Here is a 26,537-nt window from a genome sequence, read left to right on the forward strand (position 1 = left end):
GGCTTGATCCTCCTAACAGCTTAGTTGCTCATCAAGTGCCAGAATAGACTGCAGCAGGACATTGCCCGCCTTCTCAATATCCGCCATCCGGCTCTCTTCCTCCGGGCAATGGCTTTTGCCGCCCAGGCTCGGTACGAAGAGCATTCCTGCGCGGGTCAGCGAAGCCATATGGGTAGCATCATGACCGGCCATGCTGCCCAGGTGCAGGCCGGGAATCCCCAGCGCCTCTGCCTGTGCAGTACTCACATCAATGACCCGTGCATCCATTGGCTGCGGCGCCTGATCCAGAATCAGCCGCCTGATCCAGAATCAGCCGCCGCTCCAGCCGGAGGCCTCTGCTTCGGGCAATAGCCTCAGCCTGCTGGCTCCAGTCCTCTATCATCTCCTGAATCTGCTGGCGGGCCGCTCCCCTGGCCTCCAGGTGGAAGAGTACCTTCTCCGGAATAATATTGGCGGCATTCGGTTCATTGCTGATCCGCCCGATCGTGCCTACGGCTTCATCCGCCGGATGCTTCCGGCAGACCGCTTCGAACGCCAGCATCATCTCGGAAGCGCCCATCAGTGCATCCTTCCGGTCCTGCATCAAGGTGGTTCCTGCATGATTCGCTTCTCCCGTGACGGTAATCTCCTCGCGGTAAATTCCCGTGATGGCGGTGACGATTCCCACTGGAATGCCCCGGTCCAGCAGCCGCTTACCTTGCTCAATATGGACTTCGAGAAAAGCCGCAAGCGCCTCGGGGTCCCTCCGGCATTGTTCGAAATGCTCAGGATCGCCGCCTGCCCGCCGCAGCGCCTCCGTCAGCAGCTGCCCCTGATCATCGCGCACTCCGGCAAGATCACCCCGGCTGAGCTTGCCCGCTACCGCCCGGCTGCCAAACGTGGAGAGTCCGAACGGATTAGGTTCTTCCGCGCTGAAGGAGACCAGCTCCAGCGGATGCCGGGTGCTGATCTTGTTCTCTTCCATTACATTCATGACCTCCAGAGCCAGCAGAACCCCAAGCGCACCGTCATATTTCCCGCCGTTTGGAACCGTATCGATGTGGGAGCCAAATGCGATCACCGGAAGGCTCTCCCGTGCTCTGCCGGAAGCACAGGAACCGCCGGCAGCTGCGGAATTTCCTGACGGATCTGAAATCCTCTGCCCATCGGGAACTCCTGAAACCTCTAAGTCTTCCGGAGCCTCTGGACACTCCATAACATCCGAATCTCCGGATATAGTCCCCTGTCCCGTTCCCCTCCGGGTGGCCCAGATATTCGCCGCTTCATCTACCCTGACCCTAAGCTGCAGATCCAGCAGCTTACTCTTGAGCCACTGCCGTGCTGCCAGTTCGGCCTCAGTGAAGGTCGTCCGGTCCAGGCCTCCGGTCTGCACATTCAGGCCGAACTTGGCCAGCTCCCGGATGTTATTCTGCAGACGTTCCGCATTAATCCGCAAGGATCTCATCACCATACCCTCCGTCCGTTCTGAATGACTGCCTCACCCTTCTTGAACACGGTATCCACCAGATTCACTGCGTAATGGTACTGGAGGTAGAGAACATTCGGCGCATCGAACATTACCAGATCTGCCTGTTTGCCAACCTCAATGCTGCCGATCACATCCGCACGGCAGATCGCATGTGCCGCGTTGATTGTACAGGCCGTCAGCACCTCCGCCGGAGTCATGCCCATCGTCAGGCAGGCCAGATTCATAATAAACGGCAGCGATTCCGTCGGGGAGGAGCCGGGATTGCGGTCGGTCGACAGCGCAACAGGCACACCGGCATTAATCATCGCCCGCGCATCCGCAGGCTTCGCCATCAGGAAAAAGGCTGTACCCGGAAGCAATACGGCGATTACTCCGCTCTCCGCCATCGCCTGTATGCCAGCTTCGGAAGCATGCAGCAGATGATCCGCTGTTACTGCCCCCAGCTCGGCGGCCAGCTCCGCCCCTCCGCAGGAGACAATCTCATCGGCATGGAGCTTGGGCTTCAGCCCCCAGCTCCGGCCCGCCTCCAGAATGTCCCTGGACTGCTCCACCGTGAATACTCCCTCTTCGCAGAACACATCACAGAACTCCGCCAGCCCCTCCCGGGCCACAGCCGGAATCATCTCTTCAATCACACTGCGGACATATCCATCCGCATCGCCGCGATATTCCACCGGCACGGCATGGGCGCCCATGAATGTGGACACCACATCCACCGGATGGGAAGCACCCAGTCTGCGGGCTGCGCGCAGCTGCTTCAGCTCATCCTCCAGCCGCAATCCGTATCCGCTCTTGGCTTCGATGGTCGTTACTCCATGCGCCAGGAAACGGTCCAGCCGCTTCACGGTTTCGGCGATCAGCTGCTCCTCCGTAGCTTCCCGGGTCCGTTCGGTGGAATACAGAATTCCACCTCCGGCATTTAGAATGTCCATATATTTAGCGCCTTGCAGCCGCAGATTCAGCTCAAACTCCCGGGAGCCGGCAAAAACGGCATGGGTATGGGGATCGACCAGCCCCGGTGTGACGGTCTTCCCTTCCGCTGAGAACACCGTCACCTGCTTATCTCCGGCATGCTGCTCCACATAGCTGCGCGCATCCTCATCACTGCCGACGAAGGTGAAGATACCGTCTTCGATCACAATCCCCCCGTGCCCGATTAGCCCGAGCTCCTCCATGTCCTTGCCCGTCTTCGGCTTATTGCCGGCACCGCCAAGCGTCGCGATCTGCGCAGCGTTCTGAATATAGATCATCACTTGACTCCTTTCGGGTCAATCAGCATAGGCATCACAATGCCTTGAGCCTTGGCTGTCTCCACAGCCAGGGGGTAACCCGCATCCGCATGGCGGACTACGCCCATCCCCGGATCTGAGGTCAGCACCCGTTCAAGCCGTGCTTCCGCTTCCTTCGTTCCATCCGCCACCACGACCATTCCGGCATGCTGCGAATAGCCCATGCCGACGCCTCCGCCGTGGTGCAGCGATACCCAGCTGGCGCCGGCAGCGGTATTGACCAGTGCATTCAGCAGCGGCCAATCCGATACCGCATCACTGCCGTCACGCATCGCTTCCGTCTCCCGGTTGGGGGAAGCGACAGAGCCTGCGTCGAGATGATCCCTGCCGATAACAATTGGCGCAGACAGCTCTCCGGATGCCACCATATCATTGATAATCCGCCCGAACTTCGCCCGTTCACCGTAGCCGAGCCAGCAAATCCGTGCAGGCAGCCCCTGAAAGGAGATCTTCTCCTGCGCCAGAGTAATCCAGCGCTGCAGCCCTCCGTTATCCGGGAATGCCTTCAGAATAGCCGCATCCGTCTTATAGATATCTTCAGGATCGCCCGACAGGGCGACCCAGCGGAACGGTCCTTTGCCTTCGCAGAATTGCGGGCGGATGTAGGCCGGGACGAAGCCCGGGAAGTCAAAAGCCTGCTTCACGCCTTCATCATAGGCAACCTGGCGGATATTATTGCCGTAGTCGAAGGTAACCGCTCCCCTCCGCTTAAGCTCCAGCATCGCTTCCACGTGGCGGGCGATACTCTGTTTGGCCAATTTGACGTATTCCTGCGGGTCCTGAACTCTCAGCTGCTTAGCCGTATCCACCGTGAAGCCTTCCGGCACATAGCCGTTCAGCGGATCATGGGCCGAGGTCTGATCAGTCAGAATATCCGGGACAAAGCCCCGGGATATCATCACCGGCAGCACTTCTGCCGCATTGCCGAGCAGGCCCACCGAGAGCGCCTGCCCGGCATCCCGGGCTGCTTCAGCCAGCGACAGCGCCTCATCCAGCGTTTCGGCCAGCACATCGCAGTAGCGGGACTGGATTCTTTTCTCAATCCGCGTCCGGTCCACATCGATGCCGATGAATACCCCGCCGTTCATGGTGACAGCCAGCGGCTGCGCGCCTCCCATGCCGCCGAGTCCCGCGCTAAGTGTGATCGTCCCCCGAAGTGAACCGCCGAAATGCTGTCTCGCACACTCCGCGAACGTCTCATATGTCCCCTGCACAATTCCCTGTGTGCCGATATAAATCCAGCTGCCCGCCGTCATCTGCCCGTACATCATCAGCCCTTTCTGGTCCAGCTCATGGAAGGTACTCCAGTTGGCCCAGGCCGGCACCAGATTGGAATTGGCCAGCAGCACGCGCGGGGCATCACGATGGGTGCGGAAGACGGCAACAGGCTTACCGGACTGTATCAGCAGAGTTTCGTTGTCTTCGAGCATCTTAAGGGAGCGCACAATAGCATCATAGCTCTCCCAGTTGCGCGCAGCCTTGCCGATCCCGCCATAGACAACCAATTGCTCCGGGTGCTCCGCCACCTCGGGGTCGAGATTGTTCATCAGCATGCGCAGCGCCGCTTCCTGCACCCAGCCCTTGGTGTTCAGCCCGCTGCCTCTTGGCGCGCGGCAGACTCTTGGTTCATCCATACTCATGTTCTTAACTCCCCTTCCTCCATTGAATATGCTGATCATGCCGGGAACCCGGTGACTGCTTATGCTGTAGATAACTCCCCTTTCAGCGGGAAACTTTCATACATGGTTGAATGTAGCGTTATCCCGCAAGAGAGCAAATTACAATTTTGATTAAAAATCCTGCACAAAATACAACATTCCCTTCATCAAATCGGCCGTAACCGGAGATTGTTGTAGAAAATACAGCATTCCTCCTCTTCCAGCCGGCTTAGCGGGAGAAATGTTGTATTCCATACAACAATCCCCCTGAACACCCGGGTATCCAGGTATCAAAGTTGCAAAATTTACAACAATTATGCCTATAGCGGCTGAACTAAAGTTCTCAGCCGGCTTCCAGACATGAACTCCAAGCAAACAGTTTCATTACCGCCCCATTGCCTCGTTTAAAACTCGCCAAAAGGCTTGATCGGCCGAACCCCGTCCTCCAGTAACTAACCGGTTAGCGGAATCGAATGTTTCTGCTTGCCCTTGATCAGGAATGAAACGGAACCAGCGCGAACAGCTCCTCCAGCACATCCGCTTCCTTCATCCACTCGGCGATGGTGGCGAAATCACCGGACAGCACCCGGTCCCCGTCCACGAACGGGACCAGCTCCCGGCAGCGGTCATACAGCCATTTCGTGCCCGCCCCGAGCAGCTGCGGCCCCCGAAAATCGGCTGCCTGCGCCCCGCAGAGCAGCTCGATCGCCAGCACCGCATAGGCATTGTCGACGATCTGCTTCGCCTTCCGGGCGCCGATCGTGCCCATGCTTACATGATCCTCCTGATTGCCGGAGGAGGGGATAGAATCCACACTGGCCGGATGAGCCAGTGATTTATTCTCGGACACCACAGATGCCGCCGCATACTGGGCGATCATGAACCCGGACTGCAGCCCTCCGTTCTTCGTCAGGAACGGGGGCAGTCCCTCGTTCAGCTGCGGATTGACCAGCCGCTCGATCCGCCGCTCGGCAATATCCGCCAGCTCCGCCGCGCTGATGGACAGATGATCCATCGGCAGCGCAACCGGCTGCCCGTGGAAGTTCCCGCCCGAGATCACCTTGTCTTCATCCGCGAAGATCAGCGGATTGTCTGTGGCCGAGTTGATCTCAATCTCCAGCTTCTCTGCGATGTAAGCCAGCGCATCACGGCTTGCGCCGTGGACCTGCGGCGCGCAGCGCAGCGAATAGGCGTCCTGCACCCGCACTTCCCCCTGATTAGTCATCAGCTTACTGCCGGCTGTCAGATTGCGGATATTATCGGCCGCCTGGCGCTGGCCTTGATGCGGACGAACCGCATGCGTCGCCGGGTCGAACGCATCCCGGACCGCCCGCAGCGCCTCACAGCTAAGTGCGGCCGTGCAGTCCGCCCAGTTGGCCAGATTCAGCGCATCCCAGCAGGCCAGCGTGCCGACAGCGGTCATCACCTGTGTTCCGTTGATCAGGGCCAGCCCCTCCTTGGCCGCAAGGACAATTGGCGCAAGCCCCGCTTTGGCCAGCGCTTGAGCACCAGGCATCCGTATACTCTGATAATAGGCTTCGCCTTCGCCGATCAGAACCAGTACCATATGCGACAAAGGGGCAAGGTCACCGCTTGCGCCCAGGGAGCCTTTTTCCGGAATTACCGGAACTACGCCCCGGTTAAGCATCTCCACCATCAGCCGGATCACCTCCAGACGGATGCCGGAATAACCAAGGGATAAGGCGTTTATCCGCAGCAGCAATATTGCGCGCACGACCTCCTCAGGGAACGGCTCGCCAATTCCGCAGCAGTGGCTGCGGATCAGATTAAGCTGCAGCTGCTTCGTATCCTCCGGCGAGATGTACGTATCACTGAATTTGCCGAAGCCGGTCGTGAGGCCGTACACCACTTTTTTCTCCAGCAGGAGCTTCTCTACATATTGGCGGGTACGGTCCACCTTGCGGCAGCTCTCCTCGCTCAGGTCCACCATCCGATAATACCGGGCCACCTTAACAACTTCCTCAATGGTTAAAGTATTGCCGCGGATCATGACGGTTTGATTGTCTATTTCGGGCATATGCCTCACCTGCTTCCCGGGTAATAGAAAAAGCCCATACCCTAATAGAGGTACCGGCTTCTATATCACTAATCGCTAAATTACGGCTAATAATCCCTAGATATGATTGAATCCAAATCCTACCGCTTCATGCTCAAAGCCTTTTTTGGGCGCACCGATCGTACCGTAGGCACAGACGGCAATCCATTCCCCTTCATGCTCCACGCTGCCGGACATCATCCCCCGCACTGAAGCCGATGCTTCTCCCATGCCGGAGATCTCCTCTTTTCTTGACGTTATATAATATGCCTTACACTCGCTAATCATGAATAATCCTCATTAAAAACAAGTTAGGGCAGTCCCCCAGATCCGGGAGCCTGCCCTAATACATATGATATTCCGTCCTGAAGTCAGCCTTCATCCGGAGTTAACCTCGGCTCTCCCGCTCAAACTGCTCTAAATACCGCCCAAGCCCTTTCTCCGCAAGCTCATTCTTCGGAATAAAACGCAGTGCGGCGGAATTCACCCGGTAATGCAGCTTCGCCGGCTCCGGGCCATCGTAGGATAAATCCCCCAGATAAGCCCCGCTCAGCCTGCTGCGCAGCACCGTCCGCACTTCACCGCTGCCGTAGTCCGCTTCTCGGCGGATCAGCCCCTCTTCCACCGGCTTGGTGAACCCGGGCCAGCCGGTACCGGCATCGAATTTGTCAGTGGAGCTGAATAGCGGATCCCCGCTGATAATATCGGCGTAGATCCCTTCCCCGAAGTGGTTCCAATATTCGTTCTGATACGGCGGATCCATAGCCTTCTTCTGGGTGACCTCATATTGCAGCTCTGTCAGTTGCTTCAGCAGCTGCTTCTTGTCTTCGCGGCTGTTCCAGTGCAGCTCCGTGAAATCATCACGGCCTGAACCCTTCTGGTACAGCTTGTAGTCCAGCGGATGGGTTCTATAATAATGCTGATGCTCCGCTTCCGCCGGATAGAAGGCTGCTGCCGGCAGAATCTCCGTCACAATCGGTGCTTTGAACCGCTTGCTGGCCTGAAGCGCCGCCTTCGACAGCTCCGCCTTCTGCCGCTGCTCTTCGCTGTGTACAAAAATCGCCGCCTCGTAAGCCCGCCCCCGGTCCATGAATTGCCCGCCGCCGTCTGTCGGATCAATCAGCTGCCAATAAATGTCCAGCAGACGTTCATAAGGGAAACGTTCCGGGTCAAAGGTGATCTGCACCGCCTCCCTATGCCCTGTAGCTTCTCTTCCTATTGCCTCGTAGGTAGGATTCTCCGTATGTCCGCCCGTGTAACCGGATACCACCGAGACTATACCCGGCAGCTCGTCGAACGGCTTGACCATACACCAGAAGCAGCCGCCGGCGAAGGTGGCCACCTGGAGTGTATTGTTAGTAGTCAAACAGACCGCCTCCTTGTACTCTTTTCCCCTATTATATATGAATATCCTTTTTCACGAGAGCAGAATACGCTGTGAATGCTCCATACTTCCCCGGGAGATCCCGTCCGTTGGCCAGCTCGTCCAGCACCAGAATAGCTATGATGTGAATCTGCGTCTCTCTGGGCTTATTTAGGCCTATTTGAGTCTGTTTGATTGGTTTGAACGGGCCCGCTTCTTTTCTTCACGCCGGTTGGAATCCCATAGCTCCTTATGCATCCAGCCTGCGAATACGAGCATTACGAGGGTCAGAATCAGGACATACTCCCTCATGATGCCCGATAGGCTGCCGTCCGTATTATATCCGAGAATGATGTTCAGCCGTCCCCACAACAGATTGAGACATAGCAGTGCTACAGCCCCGTAGGTAACCCATACACTCCGGAGATACAAATTATACGTCCGCAAGGGGCCTCGTCCCATAAAATACCTGCGGTAACGGATAACATAAGCAGTAAAAGCAATAAAGGCTATCGTTTCCAGTGTGATCAGTGTCAAGTCAACAATTTCCATGCAGATCATCTCCCCTTCTACCTAAGCCGGTACGGTGCAGATCAATGAGTCTCTCCAGATCATTGGATTCATACGCTTCCTGAATTTCGCCCAAGGTATCGATTTCATGCTTGACCCGGCTGGGCTTCATCTCGTGTTTTCTGAATATATCGAGGAGCTTCACTTGTTGACGACCTCCTCATCTTTAGGTTTCTTCTCCGCAGTGCCTCTCTCGATTAGCAGCTTGACGAGCGTACGGTTATATTCATTCAGCTGCTTTTCGTTCTCTTCATCACGTTTCTGGTAATTCTGAATCACTTTCTCTTTGTTCGCAATTTGCTTAATACTCCAGATTAATGCAGTAGATAACAGGACATTTAGCACGACCGAACCATTGTTATTCACAAAAAGGCCAGTCAATGCACTGAAATCCATGGGTAGTCCCCCCGTTCCTATAATGTAATCTAGATTCTGTCATCAGAAATGAATGCGCCCTTACCCCCTGTCCACTTTTTCGCCACCAGCCATTACTACCGCTCCAATCACAACACCCTCATAGTAATCTACTCTTTCAAAAGCATTTCTGATTGGGTGCAGCAGTATATTGTTAGAGCGGGGGGCGGGCGGGTGTGCGGATAGATGTCCGAACAATGAAATTGTCTCTTCAGTGAGTATCCATAACAAAAAAAACCTTGCCCGGCCTGGCAAGGTTTTGAAAAAGCGAATAATTAACATTAATACAACACTTATTCGTTTGTAATTCTGGATGAAGTTCACTTTCACCCAATTTATAACTTCAGCATTGAAAAGTAAGGAGCTTTGCCTAACGTAAGATTAATCAATTTTCAAATCTAAGATATATTCTACTCATGATTTAGCGGCATTCTGCTATGTGCATTGAACTCTTTCTTTATTCCTGATATTTGCACGTCAGCAGTAGTCATATTACCTTGTTTCTGTAAAACGGTTTCGGCAATTCGACGCTGTGGATAGCATCTACTGTCCCGAGCGTCAACCAATCCGCAAACTTCTCCTGTGAATCCAACATATGATCCGCCCGCTCTTTCGCTTACCTGTATATCCCTGCGGAAGATCGCCTGCTATGCCTAACGTTATCCAGTTGACAAAGTCATAAGGGGAATCTGTGGCTTTATCCGCACGGATTCTTAACGTATCCATGAAACCCGTCCCAATCTCTTTGAAACTGTCCAGCGATTTTAACAATGCATTTTTCCCTAACGTTATCCAGTTGACAAAGTCATAAGGGGAATCTGTGGCTTTATCCGCACGGATTCTTAACGTATCCATGAAACCCGTCCCAATCTCTTTGAAACTGTCCAGCGATTTTAACAATGCATTTTTCGGCTTCTCTGGTGCTTCCGCTTGTTCATCCGGCGCTTTGCTTTTAAACAGATTATAGCTTTCTAAACCTGCCATAGTTGATGCAATATGATGAGTCTGTTACCTATTTAAATAATTCTAGCCATCACTGTCATCATCCCATAGTGAATCAAATTCTTCATCCGTCATACCGCCACTTCCTTTTATATGAGGAGCGTAATAATGCCCATTTGCATCAATAATGTATTCAACCTGTGACTTTTCATCAGAAATAATAATAGAAAATTCACTATCCGCATGATAAATTGTAGGTTCTATTGTAACTAAGACAATCCATGTAATCCCTTCTACTCCATCAAATCCATCATATGATTTTACAGTTCTTTCATTATTAATTACAATTTTTCCTGATAAATTGTATTTCTCTGTATATGCCGAAGCAATCTCCAATGCTTGCTTACTTGATAAGTTCATACTTAATTGTTCTCCTTTCAATCTGTGAATCCTGTCCAATCTCGTGGTGGCCATTCTCCATGCCTTACTTTATAAATATACTTCATAGAAAATAATATTTCGGCTTCTGAAAACTTATCTTTGTTCTTCATTATTTCGTTAAAAACATACTCTTCCCTTTCGAGTCTTGATTGCTTTAAATAATTTTCTTTTCCCAACTTCATCCATTGCTCAGCATGGTATGATTCATGAACAGCACTTAAATAGGTTGGGTTTTTTCTTAAGATTATCGATCCAGTATCTGGATCGAAAGCAGCAGCCACATCATCCGGTAATATACTTCCTTTTTTATCAGGAATAAGTTCAATTCCTTTTCCATTCATTTCTTTTTTAAACAACTTCAATTCACTTATGCTAATTAATCTTTGTCCATTGGATGTTATTCTGACTTCACCGCTAACAGGCATGTCTGCCCATTCTTTGTAATCAAAATTTCCCGTCCCCTCAATACCCTGCCCGCCCTTATCTTTACTGAATATATCCATCCCATTGTCAGCTGCATTTTTTGAAATCATCGGTTTCGGCAATTCGCCACCTGTAGATAACAAGGACTTTTCCAAGGGACCCACCAACAACGATACTACTCCCAAACTGTTCAGCCAATGCTCTGCGGACCAGCTTTCTTCGGGGTGGAATGCCCCCTTCCCCATTTCTACTGTCCCGAGCGTCAACCAATCCGCAAACTTCTCCGGTGAATCCAACATATGATCCGCCCGCTCTTTGGCTTGCCTGTATATCCCTACGGGAAGATCGCCTGCAATGCCTAACGTTATCCAGTTGACAAAGTCATAGGGGGAATCTGTGGCTTTATCCGCACGGATTCTTAACGTATCCATGAAACCCGTCCCAATTTCTTTGAAACTGTCCAGCGATTTTAAGAAAGCATTTTTCGACTTCTCTTCCCTACGGGAAGATCGCCTGCAATGCCTAACGTTATCCAGTTGACAAAGTCATAGGGGGAATCTGTGGCTTTATCCGCACGGATTCTTAACGTATCCATGAAACCCGTCCCAATTTCTTTGAAACTGTCCAGCGATTTTAAGAAAGCATTTTTCGACTTCTCTGGCGCTTCCGGTTGTTCATCCGGCGCTTTGCTTTTAAACAGGTTATAGCTTTCTAATTGCGCAAATGAGGAAGTTAACCGGGCGACGTCTCCCCAAGCTTCTGCACCTTGGTTCGTCATCATATGTACGCCTAAATTGACCCCTGTAGCTATCATTTGCTTCATTGTAGCATGAATGCCTTCCAGCTGCCCCTTCGCCCAATTGCCCTGAACTCCATCTTCCATCCCCATCCGCAGCAGCAGTAGATACGCTTCATTCTGTACCAGAGGTACGTTACCAGACGTAATGGACGGATCATACTTACATGCCTTGACTGCAGGCTGCTTGAAGTAGACACTCAGATCCTTCCCCGCCTGGTACTGGACCTCATCCACTCCAAACGATTTCAGCTTCGCCCGTGCCTCTTCCGCCAACTGGTGCACCCTATCCATCTGCGCCTGGTTTCCAAATGCCTGGTACACACCAAAAGCCGTCTGCGCCTTTGCGATCTGGTCCCGTGCTTCGTAGATATCCTTGAGCTTGCTTTGCACGGCAATGGAGTCCACTGTCCCCAGGCCGGACTGACTGTTCATGTCCAGAAGCTTCCGCACCATTGGATCGCTGTTCAGTTCATCCTTGCCGCTCAGGATCGCTATCGAAGAAATCAGGTTGGTTGATATCTTCTGGGCAAAGGCCGGAATTGGCAACCTTTCCACGCTCCCGAACCCTGCTCCAAAACTTCCGAACATACCGCCAAAAATGCCGAACTGCTGGCTGAGCTGGCCCGCCTGACGCTTGCTTTCGTCCTGCACGTCCTGAACACCCTTCACCGCTATCCGAATGAGATCCTCGAGCTTCTCCGCCTCTACAGTCAGCTCGTTGATAAGCACCTGAGCTTGCAACCGGCCTGTCCCTATGGGTAGCCCGTCCCATTGGCTGGCCTGGCCTTTCAGTTGCAGGTACAACCGGTTCGTGTCTTCACTTACCTGGCTTATTTTCGTTTGCAGACGCCGGGCTTCATCGGCGTCAAACACCATTTTTCCAGCTGACATTCCTTCCCTCCAATTCTTTATACACTACTTCATCGTTGGAAAGCTTATGTAAAACAAGAAGATTGCTAATAACCTATATATCGGTTTAATTTTCCATTTAATCACTAGTTATCCTTACTTTTGAATCCTCAAAGCTAAAAAAAGGCTTCCCACAAGTTTATTGAACTCGTGAGAAGCCTCTAATTGTATTACCCTATGTGGGGAATTGAACTCCCCAACAGCTCCCCCCCTTGCCTCAGCAAGGGTTTTTCGCTGTCTTACATCATGCCGCCCATACCGCCCATGCCGCCCATATCAGGCATTCCGCCCTTTTCCGGTTCTGGCTTGTCAGCGATAACAGCTTCAGTAGTCAGGAACATTGCAGCTACGGAAGCCGCGTTCTGCAGAGCATAACGGGTTACTTTCGCAGGGTCAACGATACCCGCTTCGAACATGTTTACCCACTCATCGGTAGCAGCGTTATAGCCGATACCTACAGCTTCTTTTTTCAGACGGTCCACGATGACGGAACCTTCCTGGCCTGCGTTAGCAGCGATGGTGCGAACAGGTTCTTCCAGTGCGCGCAGCACGAGGTTAACGCCGGTTCTTTCGTCGCCTTCAGCTACTACAGCAGCAACAGCAGCATATACGTTCACAAGAGCAGTACCCCCACCGGATACGATACCTTCTTCAACCGCAGCGCGGGTTGCGTTCAGGGCATCTTCGATGCGCAGCTTGCGCTCTTTAAGTTCAGTTTCAGTAGCAGCACCGACTTTGACAACGGCTACGCCGCCAGCCAATTTAGCCAGACGCTCCTGCAGTTTTTCTTTGTCGAACTCGGAAGTAGTTTCTTCCAGCTGGGAGCGGATTTGGCTTACGCGAGCATTGATATCCGCTTTGTCGCCGCTTCCGTCTACGATTGTAGTGTTTTCTTTGGTTACGCGCACTTGGCGTGCGTTACCCAGTTGCTCGATGGAAGTGCTTTTCAGATCAAGTCCAAGCTTCTCAGTGATCACTTGGCCGCCTGTCAGAGCAGCGATATCCTGCAGCATAGCTTCGCGGCGGTCGCCGAATCCAGGAGCTTTAACAGCTACTGCATTGAAGGTTCCGCGCAGTTTGTTCACGATCAGCATTGCCTGAGCTTCGCCTTCGATATCTTCAGCGATGATAACCAGCGGACGCGCCTGTTGAACGATCTTCTCAAGCAAAGGAAGAATTTCCTGAGTGCTGCTGATTTTTTTGTCAGTGATCAGGATGTACGGGTTCTCCAGAACAGCTTCCATTTTGTCCGTATCTGTAATCATGTACGGGGAAATGTAACCGCGGTCGAACTGCATACCTTCTACCACTTCAAGCTCAGTCAGGAATCCGCGGGATTCTTCAACGGTGATAACGCCGTCTTTGCCGACTTTTTCCATAGCTTCAGCAATCAGTTGGCCTACTTCTTCGTCAGCAGCAGAGATAGCAGCTACTTGTGCGATAGACTGGGAATCTTCGATAGGTTTGGAAATTCTCTGCAGTTCAAGAACAGCAGCTTTAACCGCTTTGTCGATACCTTTACGCATAACCATAGGGTTAGCGCCTGCAGTAACGTTCTTCAGACCTTCGCGGATCATGGCTTGAGCCAGAACTGTTGCAGTTGTAGTACCGTCACCGGCTACATCGTTAGTTTTGGTAGCAACTTCTTTAACAAGCTGCGCGCCCATGTTCTCGAATGCATCTTCAAGCTCGATTTCTTTGGCGATAGTAACACCATCATTAGTGATCAGCGGGCTGCCGAATTTCTTCTCAAGCACCACGTTACGGCCTTTAGGTCCGAGTGTAACTTTAACCGCATTTGCCAAAGCATCAACCCCGCGCAGCATAGCGCGGCGGGCGTCTTCACTGAATTTAATTTCTTTTGCCATTGTGTTGTTAACCTCCTAAAAGTTTTGTGTAGCATTCGCTTCATTGATTTCACTTCGTACAAAACTCGCTTCGAAAGCATAAACTTAAGTTTTGTGTATATAAGTAATCGGGGTCTAACTTATGAAAGGCTCTAAGACTAGTCAAGAATCGCGTGAATGTCGCTTTCTTTCATAATCAGATATTCTTTGCCTTCGTATTTGATTTCAGTTCCGGCATATTTCGAGAAAAGCACACGGTCGCCTTCTTTAACTTCCAGCGCTACACGAACTCCGTCTTTCAAAGCTCCGCTGCCTACAGCGATGATAGTGCCTTCTTGCGGTTTCTCCTTGGAAGAGTCCGGAAGCACGATCCCGAAAGAAGTGGTTTGCTCTTGCTCGCTTGGTTCTACCAATACGCGTTCACCTAGTGGTTTAATCATGAAAAAATAGCCTCCTTTGAAATTATGTTGTTTACCTTGAAAACATAGATTGAACTGCCGGGAATCTTAGCGGTCCTTATGGCAATGTTGAGAATCAGCATACTTAAATGCTGTTTCGCCGGCCCATTCCCTATTTTCCACAGCGTTAGCACTCAACTGCTTGCAGTGCTAACAACAATTTTTATGATACTCAACTTGAAGACGGATTTCAAGTCCTTTTACGTAAAATCGTATTTGTTTTGGGGAAAATTATGGTTTCAGGGGTTGTCCGGCACACACTCTCTTACATTCTATCCACCAGGGGGCAAAATATGCCCCCTCCATTACTCCGCCTTAATATAACGTGCTTCCCGTTGCGCATCCTCCGCCAACTGCCTCCGGTAAACGAACGCAGACAGAAATACACTGAATTCATACAGCACCAGAAGCGGAATCGTCACCAGAAAATCCGAGATGAAATCGGGCGGTGTGATCACCACAGCAATAAATACAAGCGCAAAATAAGCATACCGCCGCATCCGGCGCAGGCGCAGCGGATTGAGCACTCTCAGCTTGGTCAGGAACATGACAATCAGCGGCAGCTCGAAGAGCAAGGCCAGCGGGATCACCAGACTGAACAGGAAATTGAAATATTCGGCTATGCCGTATGTCTCCTCAAGTCCCATGCTGCGCGTAATCGAGATCGTAAAGGACAAGGCCATAGGAAATACGATGTAATAGGCAAAGGCTATGCCCAGAATAAACAGAACGAACACATACGGCACATAACGCAGCGCTGCGCTGCGTTCAACAGGCCGGAGGCCCGGGCTGATAAAGGCCCACAGCTGAAAGACAATAAACGGCACGGAGAATGCCAGTGACACGGCCATGGCAATCTTCATGTACATGCCGATCCCGTCCCAGAAAGAGAAGGCATGCAGCACGAATCCCTGGGCAGGGTCAGCACTGATAAGATACAAATAGATCGGTTTGGCAACGAACAACCCGAGTACAAGTCCGGCTGCAAATACAATTAGCACGTAGATAAGCCGTCTGCGCAGCTCAGTCAGATGATCGACCAAAGACATTTCTTCCGCTTCCAGAGACATGACTGACACCACCCGAAATGACATATAAAATAGCTATATAGATTAGAGAAAAAAGAGGCGCCGCCCCAGTCTGAAGCAGACCTGGGAAAGACGCCCCTGCGTAAGTGGATGGAAATTATTCCGGCAGACGGCGGTCCTGCGGAAGTTCTGCTGCTACAGTCTGCGGAGCCGGAGGAGCAGGCACTTCACTCTTCCGGGCCGGTTCCGGTTCATTAATGATCTCCCGCGCCCCGTCCTTGAATTCACGGAAGGTACGTCCGACTGCCCGCCCAAGCTCAGGAAGCTTATTCGGGCCAAAGAGCAGGAGCGCCAAGATAACCAATAGAATAATTCCGGGTGCACCAATACCATTTAGCATTACTGTTTCCTCCCATCACTCTATCCGTTCATGATATCGTTAACGATAAATTAATAATACCATAACTTATATCACACATCCATCGTCTAGAGTGACGAATCATGCTGAAGTTACCGGAGCATGTGCACTTATTGCCGGTATTGTCCGGTAACCATCAGCAAGGCTTCAGGCAGCTGATCCATAATAGCCGCCAGGTTCTCATGTACACCCTTAGGATTGCCGGGCAGATTGACAATCAATGTCCGGCCGCGGATGCCGCAGATTCCCCGGAACAGCATCACCGCCCGGTTCTTCTGCATCACTGTGCTGCGCATCGCCTCGGAGAGTCCAGGGACTTCACGTTCAATGACACGCCGTGTAGCCTCCGGTGTAACATCGCGGATCGCCAGATCGGTTCCTCCGGTAGTCAGCACCAGATCCGCCTGGAAATAATCCGTCAGTTCAATCAATGCCGCAATAATCTCATCCTGCTCATCGGGTACGATCCGGTATTCTACGATCTCGCCTCCAAGCTCCTCTTCCACCAGTTCCCGAATAACCTGGGCGCTCGTGTCTTCCCGTTCGCCTCTGGCCCCTTTATCGCTGGCCGTCAGGATTGCTGTTTTCCACGCCATAGGTTGTCCCTCCCTCTCTATGTACTATGTAAGTCCGGCTGCTTGATACAGCCGCTGCCCGCACCTTCAGCGTAAGTCTCATGCTGTTAGCTATTCTTCCTCCAGCGCGTAATCGCCATTCTTGCCGCCGCTCTTGGACACCAGCAGGGTAGGTCCGATAATCATATCCTTCTGCAGCGCCTTGCACATGTCGTATACGGTCAACGCCGCTGCTGAAACAGCAGTCAGCGCCTCCATCTCCACTCCGGTTTTACCGGTAGTCTTGACGGTTGCTTCTATATATAGTTCATCTTTGCTGTTATCCGAGAAGCTGATATCCACCCCGGTAAGCGGCAGCGGATGGCACATCGGAATCCAGGCGGAGGTCTGCTTGGCAGCCATAATTCCCGCAACCTGGGCTACGGCGAGCACATCCCCCTTGCTGATTCTGCCCGCTTTAATGGCGGTAAGCGTCTCCGGGTCCATCTGCACCCGGCTTCGCGCCGCCGCTGTCCGGCTGGTGACTTCCTTCTCGCTCACGTCCACCATGCGGGCTCTGCCCTGTTCATTGAAATGAGTTAACTCCATGTCTTCCTCTCCTTCCGGCAGTCCCAAATGCCATTCTCCGTAATCAGCACATCCATTAAGGCATCATGCTCTTCCAGCGGCACTTCAGGCACCAGCTGCAGGCTAAAGGCCAGTCCCACCCACAGGGGCCTGGCGGCAGATTCAGGAAGCTCTGCTTCCCAGGCTGCCCGCAGGCGGTCATAGTAGCCCTGCCCATAGCCGAGCCGTCCGCCGCGCAAGTCGAAGGCCAGGCCGGGTACGAATACGGCATCCGGCAGGCCGGATCTCTCACTCTTGCCGGCGTAAGCGCCGGGACCTGCTATTTCGGTTACGGGCTCCGGTATACCGTAAGCTCCCGGAGCAAGCTCTTCCCAGGACCGGACCGGATGGATGCTCAGGACTCCGCTCTCCCGGACGACCCTCGGAAGCAGCACTTCATGTCCTCTGGCCCAAGCCTCAGCCAGCAGTGGACGGCAATCCAGCTCGGAGCGGAACGGGGCATAGGCCAGCAGTGAATCCGCTTGCTCCTGAGAGAACCAGGTCAAGGCATGACTGCATACCAGAGCAGACAACCGGCCTCTCTGTTCCACGGATAATCCATCCCGGAGAGCGGCCTTCCCGGCCCGCAGCTCACGCTTCCGGAGAGCAAGCCGCATGCTGCTGTCCTGCATAGGCAGCCGCCTCCTCTTCAACATGTTCCTAGCTTATCATAGTTTGTAAGCTCAGTTTACCACTCTTCTCCCCGGTTCGCCAAGGTTGCAGCATTTACATTGTTAGAAGAATGTTCTGCGCACTGTCTTTGACCGCCCCGCCGTGAAATGCCAGGAGCCCGGACAGCTGATCTACTGCCGTCAGGACCCTCAGGAATGATGCAGCCCCCTCGCGCGGCAAACCTTTTTCATGTAAACTATAGAATAAGATTATTACAAGCCGGGCGTAATGAGCCAAGGCGAATATGCAAGGGCGGAGGTTTCATCAGAATGCTTCTTCAAGCGACAGGAATTTCGAAATCATATGGAATACAAAGCGTGCTGGACGGCATCAGCCTGATGGTCAATGAGAAGGAAAGAGTCGGTCTGGTGGGCGTCAACGGGGCCGGCAAGTCCACCTTCCTGCAGATTCTCGCAGGTGAGATGTCGTATGACAGCGGGCAAATTCATAAATCCAAAGAAACCACAATAGGATATCTGGCCCAGAACAGCGGCCTGCAATCCGATAAAACCATTCAGGAAGAGATGCTTGCTGTTTTTGCGCCGCTGCTTGAGGCGGAGGCGGAGCTGCGGCAGCTGGAAACGGATATCGCTGATCCGGCGCTCGCGGAAGATCCTAAGCGTTATGAGGATCTGCTGGAGCGCTACGCCAGACGTTCAGACTGGTTCAAGGATCATGGCGGCTACGAGATGAACACGCGGATTCGCAGCGTCCTGCATGGTATGGGCTTCGGGGAATTTGCACCCGAGACGCCGATCGCTACGCTCAGCGGCGGTCAGAAGACACGCCTGGCACTGGCGCGTATTCTGCTGCAGGCCCCTGATCTGCTTATGCTTGATGAGCCGACCAACCATCTGGACATCGAGACGCTCACCTGGCTGGAGGATTATCTGCGCGGATATCCCGGCGGCATCCTGGTGGTCTCCCATGACCGGTATTTCCTCGACCGTCTGGTCACGACCATAGTAGAAATTGAGCGGCACCAGTCCCGCAGATACACAGGCAATTACAGCCGCTATATGGAGCTGAAGGCAGCGGAATATGAGATCCGCATGAAGCAATATGAGAAGCAGCAGGACGAGATTTCGCGGATGGAGGATTTCGTACAACGCAATATTGTGCGGGCTTCCACCACCAAACGGGCACAGAGCCGGCGCAAGGCCCTCGACAAAATGGAGCGCATCGACCGGCCGCTGGGCGATCTGAAGAAGGCCAGCTTCTCCTTCGAGCCTGACTTCATGTCCGGCAAGGAAGTGCTGCAGGTCCGCGAGGTTGCAGTAGCTTTTAACGAAGGGGCTGCCCCACTGTTCCGCAATGCTTCCTTTGAGCTTAGACGCGGCGAGACAGCGGCGCTGATCGGTCCGAACGGTATCGGCAAGTCCACGCTCCTGCAGTGCATGACCGGCACCCGTGAACCATCCGCCGGAACGGTCAACTGGGGAACCAAGGTGAAGATCGCTTACTACGATCAGGAGCAGACGAGGCTGAATCCGCGCAACACCGTTCTGGAGGAGCTATGGAGTGAGTACCCGATGCTGGAGGAAGCACGGATTCGTACCATTCTCGGCAATTTCCTGTTCAGCGGCGAGGATGTCCTGAAGAAGGTTGCGGCACTCAGCGGCGGCGAGAAAGCACGGGTAGCGCTGTCCAAGCTGATGCTGCGCGGAGCCAACATGCTGATTCTCGATGAGCCTACCAACCATCTGGATCTGGTCAGCCGTGAGGTGCTGGAAGCGGCACTGATTGATTTTGAAGGCACATTGCTGTTCATTTCCCATGACCGTTATTTCCTGAACAAAATGGCTGAGCGGGTGCTCGAGCTGCATCCTGGCGGTATTGATCAGTATCTCGGTAATTATGACGACTATGTCGAGAAAAAAAGTGAACTAGAGGCCATTGCCGAGGAGGAAGCTGAGCTTGCCGCCGCCAAGTCCTCCCGGAATGCGGACAGCGAGGCTGCTGTTGCCGAGAAAGGGACCTCCCTCTCTTATGAAGCAGACAAACAGGCCAAGCGTGAGGAGCGTAACCGCCAGCGGAGGATCTCTGACCTTGAGGAGAATATCGCCAGACTGGAGGAAACCATCTCCGGGATTGAGCATGAAATGACCAAACCTGAGGTATATCAGGATTACATGGCGCTTCAGGCGCATGAAAGTGATCTGAAGGACAAGAAACAGCAGCTGGCAGATTTATTTAACGAATGGGAGCAACTGGCTGACGAATAATGTAAAGCCAGTAAAAAAATAAAATTCAACTGTTTCCGATTTGTTCATAAATAGTTATCCACAGCGCCATCCACAGTTTTCGTGCATAACTCCTGTTGAAAAATAGCCCTCCGGGGCTTTTTTTATGCGTAAAATCGCTATTTTCCTTGTCAAGGACTTTTTATCCACCGAATTATCCACATTATCCACAGTTTTCTCAAAAATGATTCAAGGCATAACCCTCTGTTTAGGTGCTTCGAAAAAAAGGCGTTATTGCTGATTTTACACGGTTTTTACACAACTCGTGCGGAATATGTGGATAACGTTGTCCACAGCTTGACAAAAGCCGCAATGGACCAAAATTTGTTGATTTGGGGTAAAAGTAGGACCGTTGTTCCCATCGCTGTGCTCTCCAGATTTGTTCATCCCCCTTAGCGGTGAAAACCGGAAACTGCTGGTGCTTCCGAAGTGCACATCCTACGGAAAAATTTCAGGCGGACGTTGCCTCTTGTACACTTCCCCTTCCTTTTTGATGGGCCTACACGATGCATAATTAATTGGATAAACGTATCCTAATTCGGCTGTTTTGGAGCGATTGAGATCATTAAATGGATAAACGTCATTTAAATTCATGCATTCCCTCAAGTCTGGATATTTGCAGCCTATTAAGTGCTGATTATTCAACTGTTTCCTGGCAAGGGCTCCTCTGTTCATGCGCAAGTGGAGAAAATCCACCTGTTTCCGGACGCCGGCTCCAGCCAACCCCCGTGCCAGATTCTTGCGCCGCACCGCATCTCCGGAGTTATCCGCTAAAAAAACGCGCCCCGCCATGTCTGAATGACCATGGCAAGACGCGCTTGTGGATGTTAGCGGAGCAGCATTCCGGGTAATGCTTAGCCGTTCACCGCAGTTTCCGTTTCCGGAGAATCCGTAGCCGATTCTGACAGCAGCGCTGCATTACAGGCGGCAATGTAAGCAATTCCCGCTGCCATCACGATATCGTGATGGATGGCCGTGCCGCGGAATTTGGTGTCCTTCCATTCCACCATAACGGCAGCCTCAGCCTGGGCATCCCCGCCGCTGCCCAGAGAGTGCAGCTCCAGACCGTCGAAGCGGATATCCTCAGCGATCCCTTGCCCGATGGCGGCAATGATCGCTTCCAGCGGACCGTCTCCGGTGCTGGTGTGCGTGGTTTCTGCGCCGCTCTGCAGATGGCGCACCGATACGGCGGCTACGCGGCGCGGCGCGCTGCCTGCCAGTACCTGCACCTCGCCGAGCGCATAGACCTGCGCCTGCTGCCCGGTAGTGCTGCTGACCATCCGCAGCAGCTCATCATCGCTGACGGCCTTCTGGCGGTCAGCGGTTTCCTTGAAGGATTCATAGAGCGCGTCCAGCTCCGCTGAATCCAGGGCAATCCCGTACTTCGCTGCGCGGTCCTTCAGGGCATGCCTGCCGGAATGCTTGCCGAGGATGATCATGCTGCGCGGGATGCCCAGCCGTTCCGGGTCCATGATCTCATACGTGCTGCGGTCCTTGAGCAAGCCGTCCTGGTGGATGCCGGATTCATGCTGGAAGGCATTCCGGCCGACGACCGGCTTGTTGAAGGCGATCGGGAAATGCATCGCCCCGCTGATCATACGCGAGGTATCGTACAGCTTCTCAAGCCGGATGCCCGTCTCAGCACCGATAGAATCCCCCCGTGTTTCCAGCGCCATAACCAGTTCCTCCAGCGCACAATTGCCGGTCCGCTCGCCCACTCCGTTGACGGTGACCTCAATTTGTGTGGCACCGCCGGCAATCGCCGCCAGGCTGTTCGCCACGGCCAGCCCCAGATCGTTATGACAATGGGCGCTATAGATGACCTTGTCGCCGCCCCTCGCACCGAGCCGCACACGCCGGAACATTTCCCCGTATTCCTGCGGCAGCGCATATCCTACCGTGTCGGGCAGATTAATAATGGTTGCACCTTCTTCAATCACCGCCTCGACCATCTCGATCAGATCATCGATTCCCGTCCGCGCAGCGTCCATGGCGGTGAATTCCACCACATCGCTGAACTGGCGGGCATAGGCTGTCATTTCGCGCGCGGCGGCAACTACCTCAGGTCTGCTCTTGCGCAGCTGATGGCGCAGATGAATGTCGGAGGAGGAGATGAACAGATGAATCCGCCGCCGCTCCGCATCCCGGGTTGCCCGCACAGCAGCATCGATATCCCCTTTGACCGCGCGGGCGAAGCCGCAGATCTCTACGCCCTGAATCTTGCGGGAGATAGTCTCCACCGCTGCAAAGTCACCCGGACTGGATACGGGGAAGCCCGGCTCCATGACATCCACGCCCAGCTCGGCCAGCTTGCCGGCCAGAATGATCTTCTGCTCCGGGGTAAGGCTAGCCCCCGGGGCCTGCTCTCCGTCACGCAGCGTCGTGTCAAAAATCTGAATTCGTTTCTTTACCGGAATAATCATTGTTCATCCTCCTCAAATTGGGTTCATACAGCCAGCCTTCCAGCTCAACTTCAAAAAACACAAAAAACCCCCCCTGAATTCGTTTCTTTACCGGAATAATCATTGTTCATCCTCCTCAAATTGGGTTCATACAGCCAGCCTTCCAGCTCAACTTCAAAAAACACAAAAAACCGCCGTCTCTAATTAAAGAGACGGCGGGTCACCCCTCCGCGGTACCACTCTTTTTGACGCATAGGCTCCTGAACCTCATTCCATTCAGGCAGCCCAAGCTGCGTCCAGCTCCGCTTCATATCTCCCTGCTCCCGTAAGGGTAGCCCGGGGGATACGAACAGTCCGGTAACGGGGACCTCCGTAACGGCGTACTTGAAGCTCTTTCCGCCGTTCCGCTCACGGGCGAGATTCGCCGGCCTCCGGTGACTGCGTCGCACCACCCGCAGCTCTCTGTTCACCTTAGCCGTCTACTGCTCCCGTTCATTGCGTGTATTTCTATGAGTGCCTATACCAGCGCACAAAAAAACCTGCCGTCTCATTCAAGAGACGACAGGTTGTTCACCCTCGCGGTACCACTCTTGTTGATACCCGGATCAGCGGTTGTGCTGCTGCGCCTGCGGTATCCACTCAACAACCCTCTTACGGAGGTCAACCGTAACGGTGTACGAAAGGGCCCGGTCTACATTCTGCACCGGCCAGCACTCCTATTCAGAAGTACCCTGCTTCCACCGCTCCGCTCCCGGACGAGTTCAGGTCTCCTTCGACTGCGTCGCACCATAGCCGCAGCTCTCTTATCCCGGAGTTACCTTACTGCTTCCAATCATCGCGTTTGTTCAAATATAAGATTCATGAATTGAACTGATTATAACCGTCTGGTTCCAAAAAAGTCAATAGGCAGATACAGACCATTTCTCCAGCGAGAAGCCGGGATCGGCGACCATATCCAGCGGAATTCCGCCTTCATGCTTCCATTTCACATATGCTGCAGCCCCGATCATCGCTGCGTTATCCGTGCAATACACCGGCGGCGGGATGATCAGCTCGATCCCTTCTGCGGCGCATCTCAAGGTCAAAGCTTCACGGAGACCCTTGTTCGCAGCCACTCCTCCGCAGAGCAAAAGCTGCCCAGCGCTGAACTCACGTACGGCACGCACAGCCTTCTCAACCAGTACCTCAACAACCGATTCCTGGAAGCCGCGGGCAATTCCGGCCACATCCGGCTCCAGCCCCTTCATCTTACTCTGATTCACCGCGTTGAGCACCGCAGATTTCAGGCCGCTTAAGCTGAAGTCATATGAACCTGGCTCGAGCCATACACGCGGCAGCGGGAAGGCTTCTTCTGCTTCCCGCGCCAGCCGGTCCACATGGGGACCGCCCGGATAAGGAAAGCCCAGCGCCCGGGCCACTTTGTCGTAAGCTTCGCCGACAGCATCGTCCCGGGTGCGCCCGATGATCTTGAACTCGCCTTCCCGTTCCATCAGGACCAGCTCCGTATGACCGCCGGATACCACCAGCGTCATATTGGGATACTGCAGTTCCTTGACCAGCCGGTTGGCATAGATATGGCCGGCAATATGGTGGGTGCCGATAAGCGGCTTGCCCCAGGCCAGCGCCAGGCTTTTGGCCGCCACGACACCGACCAGCAGCGCCCCGACAAGCCCCGGGCCCTGGGTGACCGCGACTGCCGTCAGGTCCTGCGGCGAGATCGCCGCCACGTTCAAGGCTTCCTCAATAACCAGCGTGATCACCTCTACATGCTTGCGGGAGGCCACTTCAGGCACCACGCCGCCGAATGCCCGGTGGGTCTCAATCTGGCTGGAGATAATGTTTGATAACACCTCACAGCCGTCTTTGACTACAGCTACTGAAGTTTCGTCACAGCTCGTTTCAATTGCAAGTATATATACAGGCTTAAGTGGTGCGCCCGTTTCGGTCTTCATTTCAAGTCCACGCTTCCTTCCGTCAAACCTTGCTCCCCGTACTCCGGCAGATCCGCCCACATGATGAGCGCATCCTCGCGGTTGTCCGAATAATAACCCTTGCGGGTGCCGGCAGGACGGAAGCCTTTTTTGCGATATAAATTCTGGGCCACCTCGTTCGAGACCCGCACTTCAAGTGTTATGGATTTCATCCCGAGATACGCCGCCGTCTTCATCAGCTCGTCCAGCAGCCGGTCTCCCCATTTACGTCCCCGGTAGGCCTCCAGCAGCGCAATATTCGTCACATGCGCCTCATCGACAATCGCCCACATCCCGGCGTAGCCGATGATATGCCCGGCCAGCTCCATTACCATATACTTAGCAAAATGATTATGGCTCAGCTCGTTGCGGAACGCTTCCTCCGTCCATGGCATCGTGAAGGCTTCGCGTTCAATCACAAGAATCTCAGGGATATCCTCAAGCCGCATCAGGCGAAAAACAAGCTCAGTCCCCTGATCTCTTCCTGGTACCGGTTCCGTCATCCTTGGTTCAGGCTCCCTTCACTGCTCCGGCGGAGATTAGCCTCTGCTTCGGTAAGCTGCGTATAGTTGGGAATCAATACGTGAATATCTGCGCATTCCTCATAGATGCCCGCTTCGGCTAAGAATCCGGTCCAGCGGCCTTCAAGCTCGTAAGGCAGTGCCTGAACACTGCCCAATATTCCGGCTAGCGGGGCCAGCGATTCTGCACTTCCATGCAGTGCCGTGTCCCCGGTGAACCATAGTGTGCCCGGCATCATGCCTTCCGCTGCAGCGTCCTTCAGCCGTTCTCCTAGCTCCCGCACCCAGTCTGCCATCAGGCGGATGGCATCAGGCGCCAGCCGCTGCGGAGGGTTGTCCCCGTCCGCTGCAAAAAGCGCAGTGTAGGCTTGTCCACGGCGCGCGTCGATCAGCGGGATGATCCAGTCCGGACCCGTTGTCCCGTTCGCGGACGTCACATCAGCCTGTCCGGATTCCTGCTGAAGAGCCGCGGCATGATACCCGCCCCACGCCAGCGCATGCAGGCTGGACACCCCGGTGACCGGAACGTTCCAGGCCCAGGCCAGCGTTTTGGCTGCAGTTACAGCAATCCTTGTCCCGGTATACGATCCCGGACCGACACCGACTGCAATTCCGCCGATCATGTCAGCCGCCGTAGCTGAGGCCTGCAGCGCCTGCTCAATGATCGGCAGCAGATGTACCGAGTGATTCCGTTCCCCGGAAGCATTAATCTCATGCAGCAGCTCCCCGTTCCCGGTAACTGCCACCCCCAGCACAGCCGTTGATGTATCCAGCGCCAAAAACCGCTTGCGCGGCTCATTATTCAGATTCGTCATGTTTCTTTACCCCACTTCTGGATCAGCGCCCGGCACACTCCGCCGTAAGGCTCTCCGATTCCGGTTACCGTAATCTCCCGCTTCTCCGGGCCGGCTGACTTCAGCTCTATATGCAAATGCCGCGGCGGCATCAGGTCTGTAATGATACTGCTCCACTCCACCAGACTTACTCCCTGGCCGTAGAAATACTCTTCCAGCCCCAGCTCATCCGCTTCCTGGAGGGAAATCCGGTATACATCCATATGATACAGCGGCAGACGGCCCTCATACTCTTTGATAATTGTAAAAGTAGGGCTGTTCACAATCCCCTCCACACCTAAGTGGCAGGCGTAGCACTGTGAGAACGCAGTTTTGCCCGCGCCCAGATCCCCGTCTAGGCCGATCACCATCCCCGGCTCCGACACGGCTGCGATGGCGGCTGCAAGCGCCTCAGTGTCCTGAAGGCTGGAGGAACGGTAAGTAAACACCGTTTCAATATTATTGTCCAAAACTGCAACTACCACCTTTTAGAAAATATAAGAAAGGATATGTTTTACGCTATACTTTATCCTTCTATTTCTCGCTGAAACGGGTACCGTCCTTCAAGGACGGCTTAGCCGTTTCTACTTGATATCCCTTAACGGTTAACAATACTTTTAATTATATCGGTA

The 26,537-nt window shown here is 53.6% G+C and carries 28 protein-coding genes, 1 pseudogene and 2 other annotated features; of the genes and pseudogenes, 1 reads left to right on the forward strand and 28 read right to left on the reverse strand.

Annotated elements, in window-relative coordinates; genetic code table 11:
* Positions 1–12: 12 nt before the first annotated feature.
* From QW71_RS41425 to QW71_RS19265, 22 genes and pseudogenes are all read right to left on the reverse strand, one after another.
* On the reverse strand, positions 13–267 hold the full coding sequence (locus tag QW71_RS41425) for a M20/M25/M40 family metallo-hydrolase (protein ID WP_063776456.1): 255 nt from the start codon (positions 265–267) through the stop codon (positions 13–15).
* Positions 248–1,444 carry a Zn-dependent hydrolase gene (locus tag QW71_RS37195; protein ID WP_063776457.1) on the reverse strand — a complete coding sequence of 399 codons (1,197 nt, stop codon included), beginning with the start codon at positions 1,442–1,444 and terminating at the stop codon, positions 248–250. The genes QW71_RS41425 and QW71_RS37195 overlap by 20 nt, the downstream gene beginning before the upstream one ends.
* Positions 1,444–2,718 (reverse strand): imidazolonepropionase, encoded by a 1,275-nt coding sequence (hutI, locus tag QW71_RS19180; RefSeq protein ID WP_039302078.1) that lies wholly within the window; start codon positions 2,716–2,718, stop codon positions 1,444–1,446. The genes QW71_RS37195 and hutI overlap by 1 nt, the downstream gene beginning before the upstream one ends.
* Entirely contained in the window at positions 2,718–4,397 is a 1,680-nt protein-coding gene (gene hutU, locus QW71_RS19185) for a urocanate hydratase (protein ID WP_152679807.1), read from the reverse strand. The genes hutI and hutU overlap by 1 nt, the downstream gene beginning before the upstream one ends.
* A 150-nt stretch (positions 4,398–4,547) precedes the next feature.
* Positions 4,548–4,670 carry a hypothetical protein gene (locus QW71_RS41835; RefSeq protein WP_268794624.1) on the reverse strand — a complete coding sequence of 41 codons (123 nt, stop codon included), beginning with the start codon at positions 4,668–4,670 and terminating at the stop codon, positions 4,548–4,550.
* Positions 4,671–4,908: 238 nt separating this feature from the next.
* Complete coding sequence (gene hutH / locus QW71_RS19190) at positions 4,909–6,453, reverse strand: histidine ammonia-lyase (RefSeq protein WP_039302081.1); 1,545 nt, start codon at positions 6,451–6,453, stop codon at positions 4,909–4,911.
* Positions 6,454–6,549: 96 nt separating this feature from the next.
* Positions 6,550–6,654, reverse strand: a pseudogene (locus QW71_RS39065) (HutP family protein); the annotation flags it as partial.
* Between the two features lie 205 nt (positions 6,655–6,859).
* Entirely contained in the window at positions 6,860–7,837 is a 978-nt protein-coding gene (gene msrA / locus QW71_RS19200; RefSeq protein ID WP_039302084.1) for a peptide-methionine (S)-S-oxide reductase MsrA, read from the reverse strand.
* 174 nt (positions 7,838–8,011) lie between these two features.
* On the reverse strand, positions 8,012–8,386 hold the full coding sequence (locus tag QW71_RS19205) for a hypothetical protein (protein ID WP_039302087.1): 375 nt from the start codon (positions 8,384–8,386) through the stop codon (positions 8,012–8,014).
* Positions 8,373–8,549 (reverse strand): hypothetical protein, encoded by a 177-nt coding sequence (locus QW71_RS40540; RefSeq protein WP_156118540.1) that lies wholly within the window; start codon positions 8,547–8,549, stop codon positions 8,373–8,375. Before QW71_RS40540 ends, QW71_RS19205 begins: the two co-directional genes overlap by 14 nt.
* A complete protein-coding gene (locus tag QW71_RS19210) occupies positions 8,546–8,800 on the reverse strand; it encodes a hypothetical protein (protein ID WP_039302090.1) in 255 nt (84 codons plus the stop codon). The genes QW71_RS40540 and QW71_RS19210 overlap by 4 nt, the downstream gene beginning before the upstream one ends.
* 576 nt (positions 8,801–9,376) lie before the next feature.
* On the reverse strand, positions 9,377–9,802 hold the full coding sequence (locus QW71_RS19215) for a hypothetical protein (RefSeq protein ID WP_039302093.1): 426 nt from the start codon (positions 9,800–9,802) through the stop codon (positions 9,377–9,379).
* Positions 9,803–9,844: 42 nt separating this feature from the next.
* The gene (locus tag QW71_RS19220; RefSeq protein WP_039302095.1) at positions 9,845–10,180 is read right to left on the reverse strand and encodes a hypothetical protein; all 336 of its coding nucleotides are present in this window, start codon (positions 10,178–10,180) and stop codon (positions 9,845–9,847) included.
* Between the two features lie 17 nt (positions 10,181–10,197).
* Entirely contained in the window at positions 10,198–11,055 is an 858-nt protein-coding gene (locus tag QW71_RS39070; protein WP_052770091.1) for a zincin-like metallopeptidase toxin domain-containing protein, read from the reverse strand.
* 38 nt (positions 11,056–11,093) lie between these two features.
* A complete protein-coding gene (locus tag QW71_RS19230; protein ID WP_039302098.1) occupies positions 11,094–12,314 on the reverse strand; it encodes a hypothetical protein in 1,221 nt (406 codons plus the stop codon).
* A gap of 257 nt (positions 12,315–12,571) precedes the next feature.
* The gene (gene groL / locus QW71_RS19235) at positions 12,572–14,200 is read right to left on the reverse strand and encodes a chaperonin GroEL (protein WP_039302101.1); all 1,629 of its coding nucleotides are present in this window, start codon (positions 14,198–14,200) and stop codon (positions 12,572–12,574) included.
* Positions 14,201–14,337: 137 nt separating this feature from the next.
* Positions 14,338–14,619: a co-chaperone GroES gene (gene groES, locus QW71_RS19240; RefSeq protein WP_039302104.1), complete on the reverse strand. Its 282-nt coding sequence runs from the start codon at positions 14,617–14,619 to the stop codon at positions 14,338–14,340.
* A gap of 323 nt (positions 14,620–14,942) precedes the next feature.
* Positions 14,943–15,707, reverse strand: coding sequence for a twin-arginine translocase subunit TatC (gene tatC, locus QW71_RS19245; RefSeq protein WP_039302107.1), 765 nt, complete (start codon positions 15,705–15,707; stop codon positions 14,943–14,945).
* A gap of 115 nt (positions 15,708–15,822) precedes the next feature.
* Positions 15,823–16,065 (reverse strand): twin-arginine translocase TatA/TatE family subunit, encoded by a 243-nt coding sequence (gene tatA / locus QW71_RS19250; protein ID WP_039302110.1) that lies wholly within the window; start codon positions 16,063–16,065, stop codon positions 15,823–15,825.
* Positions 16,066–16,193: 128 nt separating this feature from the next.
* A complete protein-coding gene (locus tag QW71_RS19255; protein ID WP_039302112.1) occupies positions 16,194–16,679 on the reverse strand; it encodes a molybdenum cofactor biosynthesis protein B in 486 nt (161 codons plus the stop codon).
* Between the two features lie 90 nt (positions 16,680–16,769).
* A complete protein-coding gene (gene moaC, locus QW71_RS19260; protein WP_039302115.1) occupies positions 16,770–17,246 on the reverse strand; it encodes a cyclic pyranopterin monophosphate synthase MoaC in 477 nt (158 codons plus the stop codon).
* On the reverse strand, positions 17,237–17,896 hold the full coding sequence (locus QW71_RS19265; RefSeq protein ID WP_039302118.1) for a 5-formyltetrahydrofolate cyclo-ligase: 660 nt from the start codon (positions 17,894–17,896) through the stop codon (positions 17,237–17,239). The genes moaC and QW71_RS19265 overlap by 10 nt, the downstream gene beginning before the upstream one ends.
* 309 nt (positions 17,897–18,205) lie before the next feature.
* Between QW71_RS19265 and QW71_RS19270 the strand changes: the two genes are divergently transcribed.
* On the forward strand, positions 18,206–20,161 hold the full coding sequence (locus QW71_RS19270; RefSeq protein WP_039302121.1) for an ABC-F family ATP-binding cassette domain-containing protein: 1,956 nt from the start codon (positions 18,206–18,208) through the stop codon (positions 20,159–20,161).
* Between the two features lie 872 nt (positions 20,162–21,033).
* Here the strand turns inward: QW71_RS19270 and QW71_RS19275 are convergent.
* From QW71_RS19275 to tsaE, 6 genes are all read right to left on the reverse strand, one after another.
* Positions 21,034–22,602: a 2-isopropylmalate synthase gene (locus QW71_RS19275; RefSeq protein ID WP_039302124.1), complete on the reverse strand. Its 1,569-nt coding sequence runs from the start codon at positions 22,600–22,602 to the stop codon at positions 21,034–21,036.
* The gene (locus QW71_RS40545) at positions 22,565–22,705 is read right to left on the reverse strand and encodes a hypothetical protein (RefSeq protein WP_160311826.1); all 141 of its coding nucleotides are present in this window, start codon (positions 22,703–22,705) and stop codon (positions 22,565–22,567) included. The genes QW71_RS19275 and QW71_RS40545 overlap by 38 nt, the downstream gene beginning before the upstream one ends.
* Positions 22,706–22,786: 81 nt before the next feature.
* Positions 22,787–23,086 (reverse strand) — a binding site (T-box leader).
* A 46-nt stretch (positions 23,087–23,132) separates the two neighbouring features.
* Positions 23,133–23,426: a binding site (T-box leader), on the reverse strand.
* Between the two features lie 54 nt (positions 23,427–23,480).
* Complete coding sequence (gene tsaD, locus QW71_RS19285; protein WP_039302131.1) at positions 23,481–24,533, reverse strand: tRNA (adenosine(37)-N6)-threonylcarbamoyltransferase complex transferase subunit TsaD; 1,053 nt, start codon at positions 24,531–24,533, stop codon at positions 23,481–23,483.
* Positions 24,530–25,054: a ribosomal protein S18-alanine N-acetyltransferase gene (gene rimI, locus QW71_RS19290; RefSeq protein ID WP_039302134.1), complete on the reverse strand. Its 525-nt coding sequence runs from the start codon at positions 25,052–25,054 to the stop codon at positions 24,530–24,532. Before rimI ends, tsaD begins: the two co-directional genes overlap by 4 nt.
* The gene (gene tsaB, locus QW71_RS19295) at positions 25,051–25,887 is read right to left on the reverse strand and encodes a tRNA (adenosine(37)-N6)-threonylcarbamoyltransferase complex dimerization subunit type 1 TsaB (RefSeq protein WP_039302137.1); all 837 of its coding nucleotides are present in this window, start codon (positions 25,885–25,887) and stop codon (positions 25,051–25,053) included. Before tsaB ends, rimI begins: the two co-directional genes overlap by 4 nt.
* Complete coding sequence (tsaE, locus tag QW71_RS19300) at positions 25,884–26,375, reverse strand: tRNA (adenosine(37)-N6)-threonylcarbamoyltransferase complex ATPase subunit type 1 TsaE (protein ID WP_083442625.1); 492 nt, start codon at positions 26,373–26,375, stop codon at positions 25,884–25,886. Before tsaE ends, tsaB begins: the two co-directional genes overlap by 4 nt.
* Positions 26,376–26,537: the final 162 nt, after the last annotated feature.

This window comes from Paenibacillus sp. IHB B 3415 (assembly GCF_000802655.2).
GTDB lineage: Bacteria > Bacillota > Bacilli > Paenibacillales > Paenibacillaceae > Paenibacillus_AQ > Paenibacillus_AQ phytohabitans.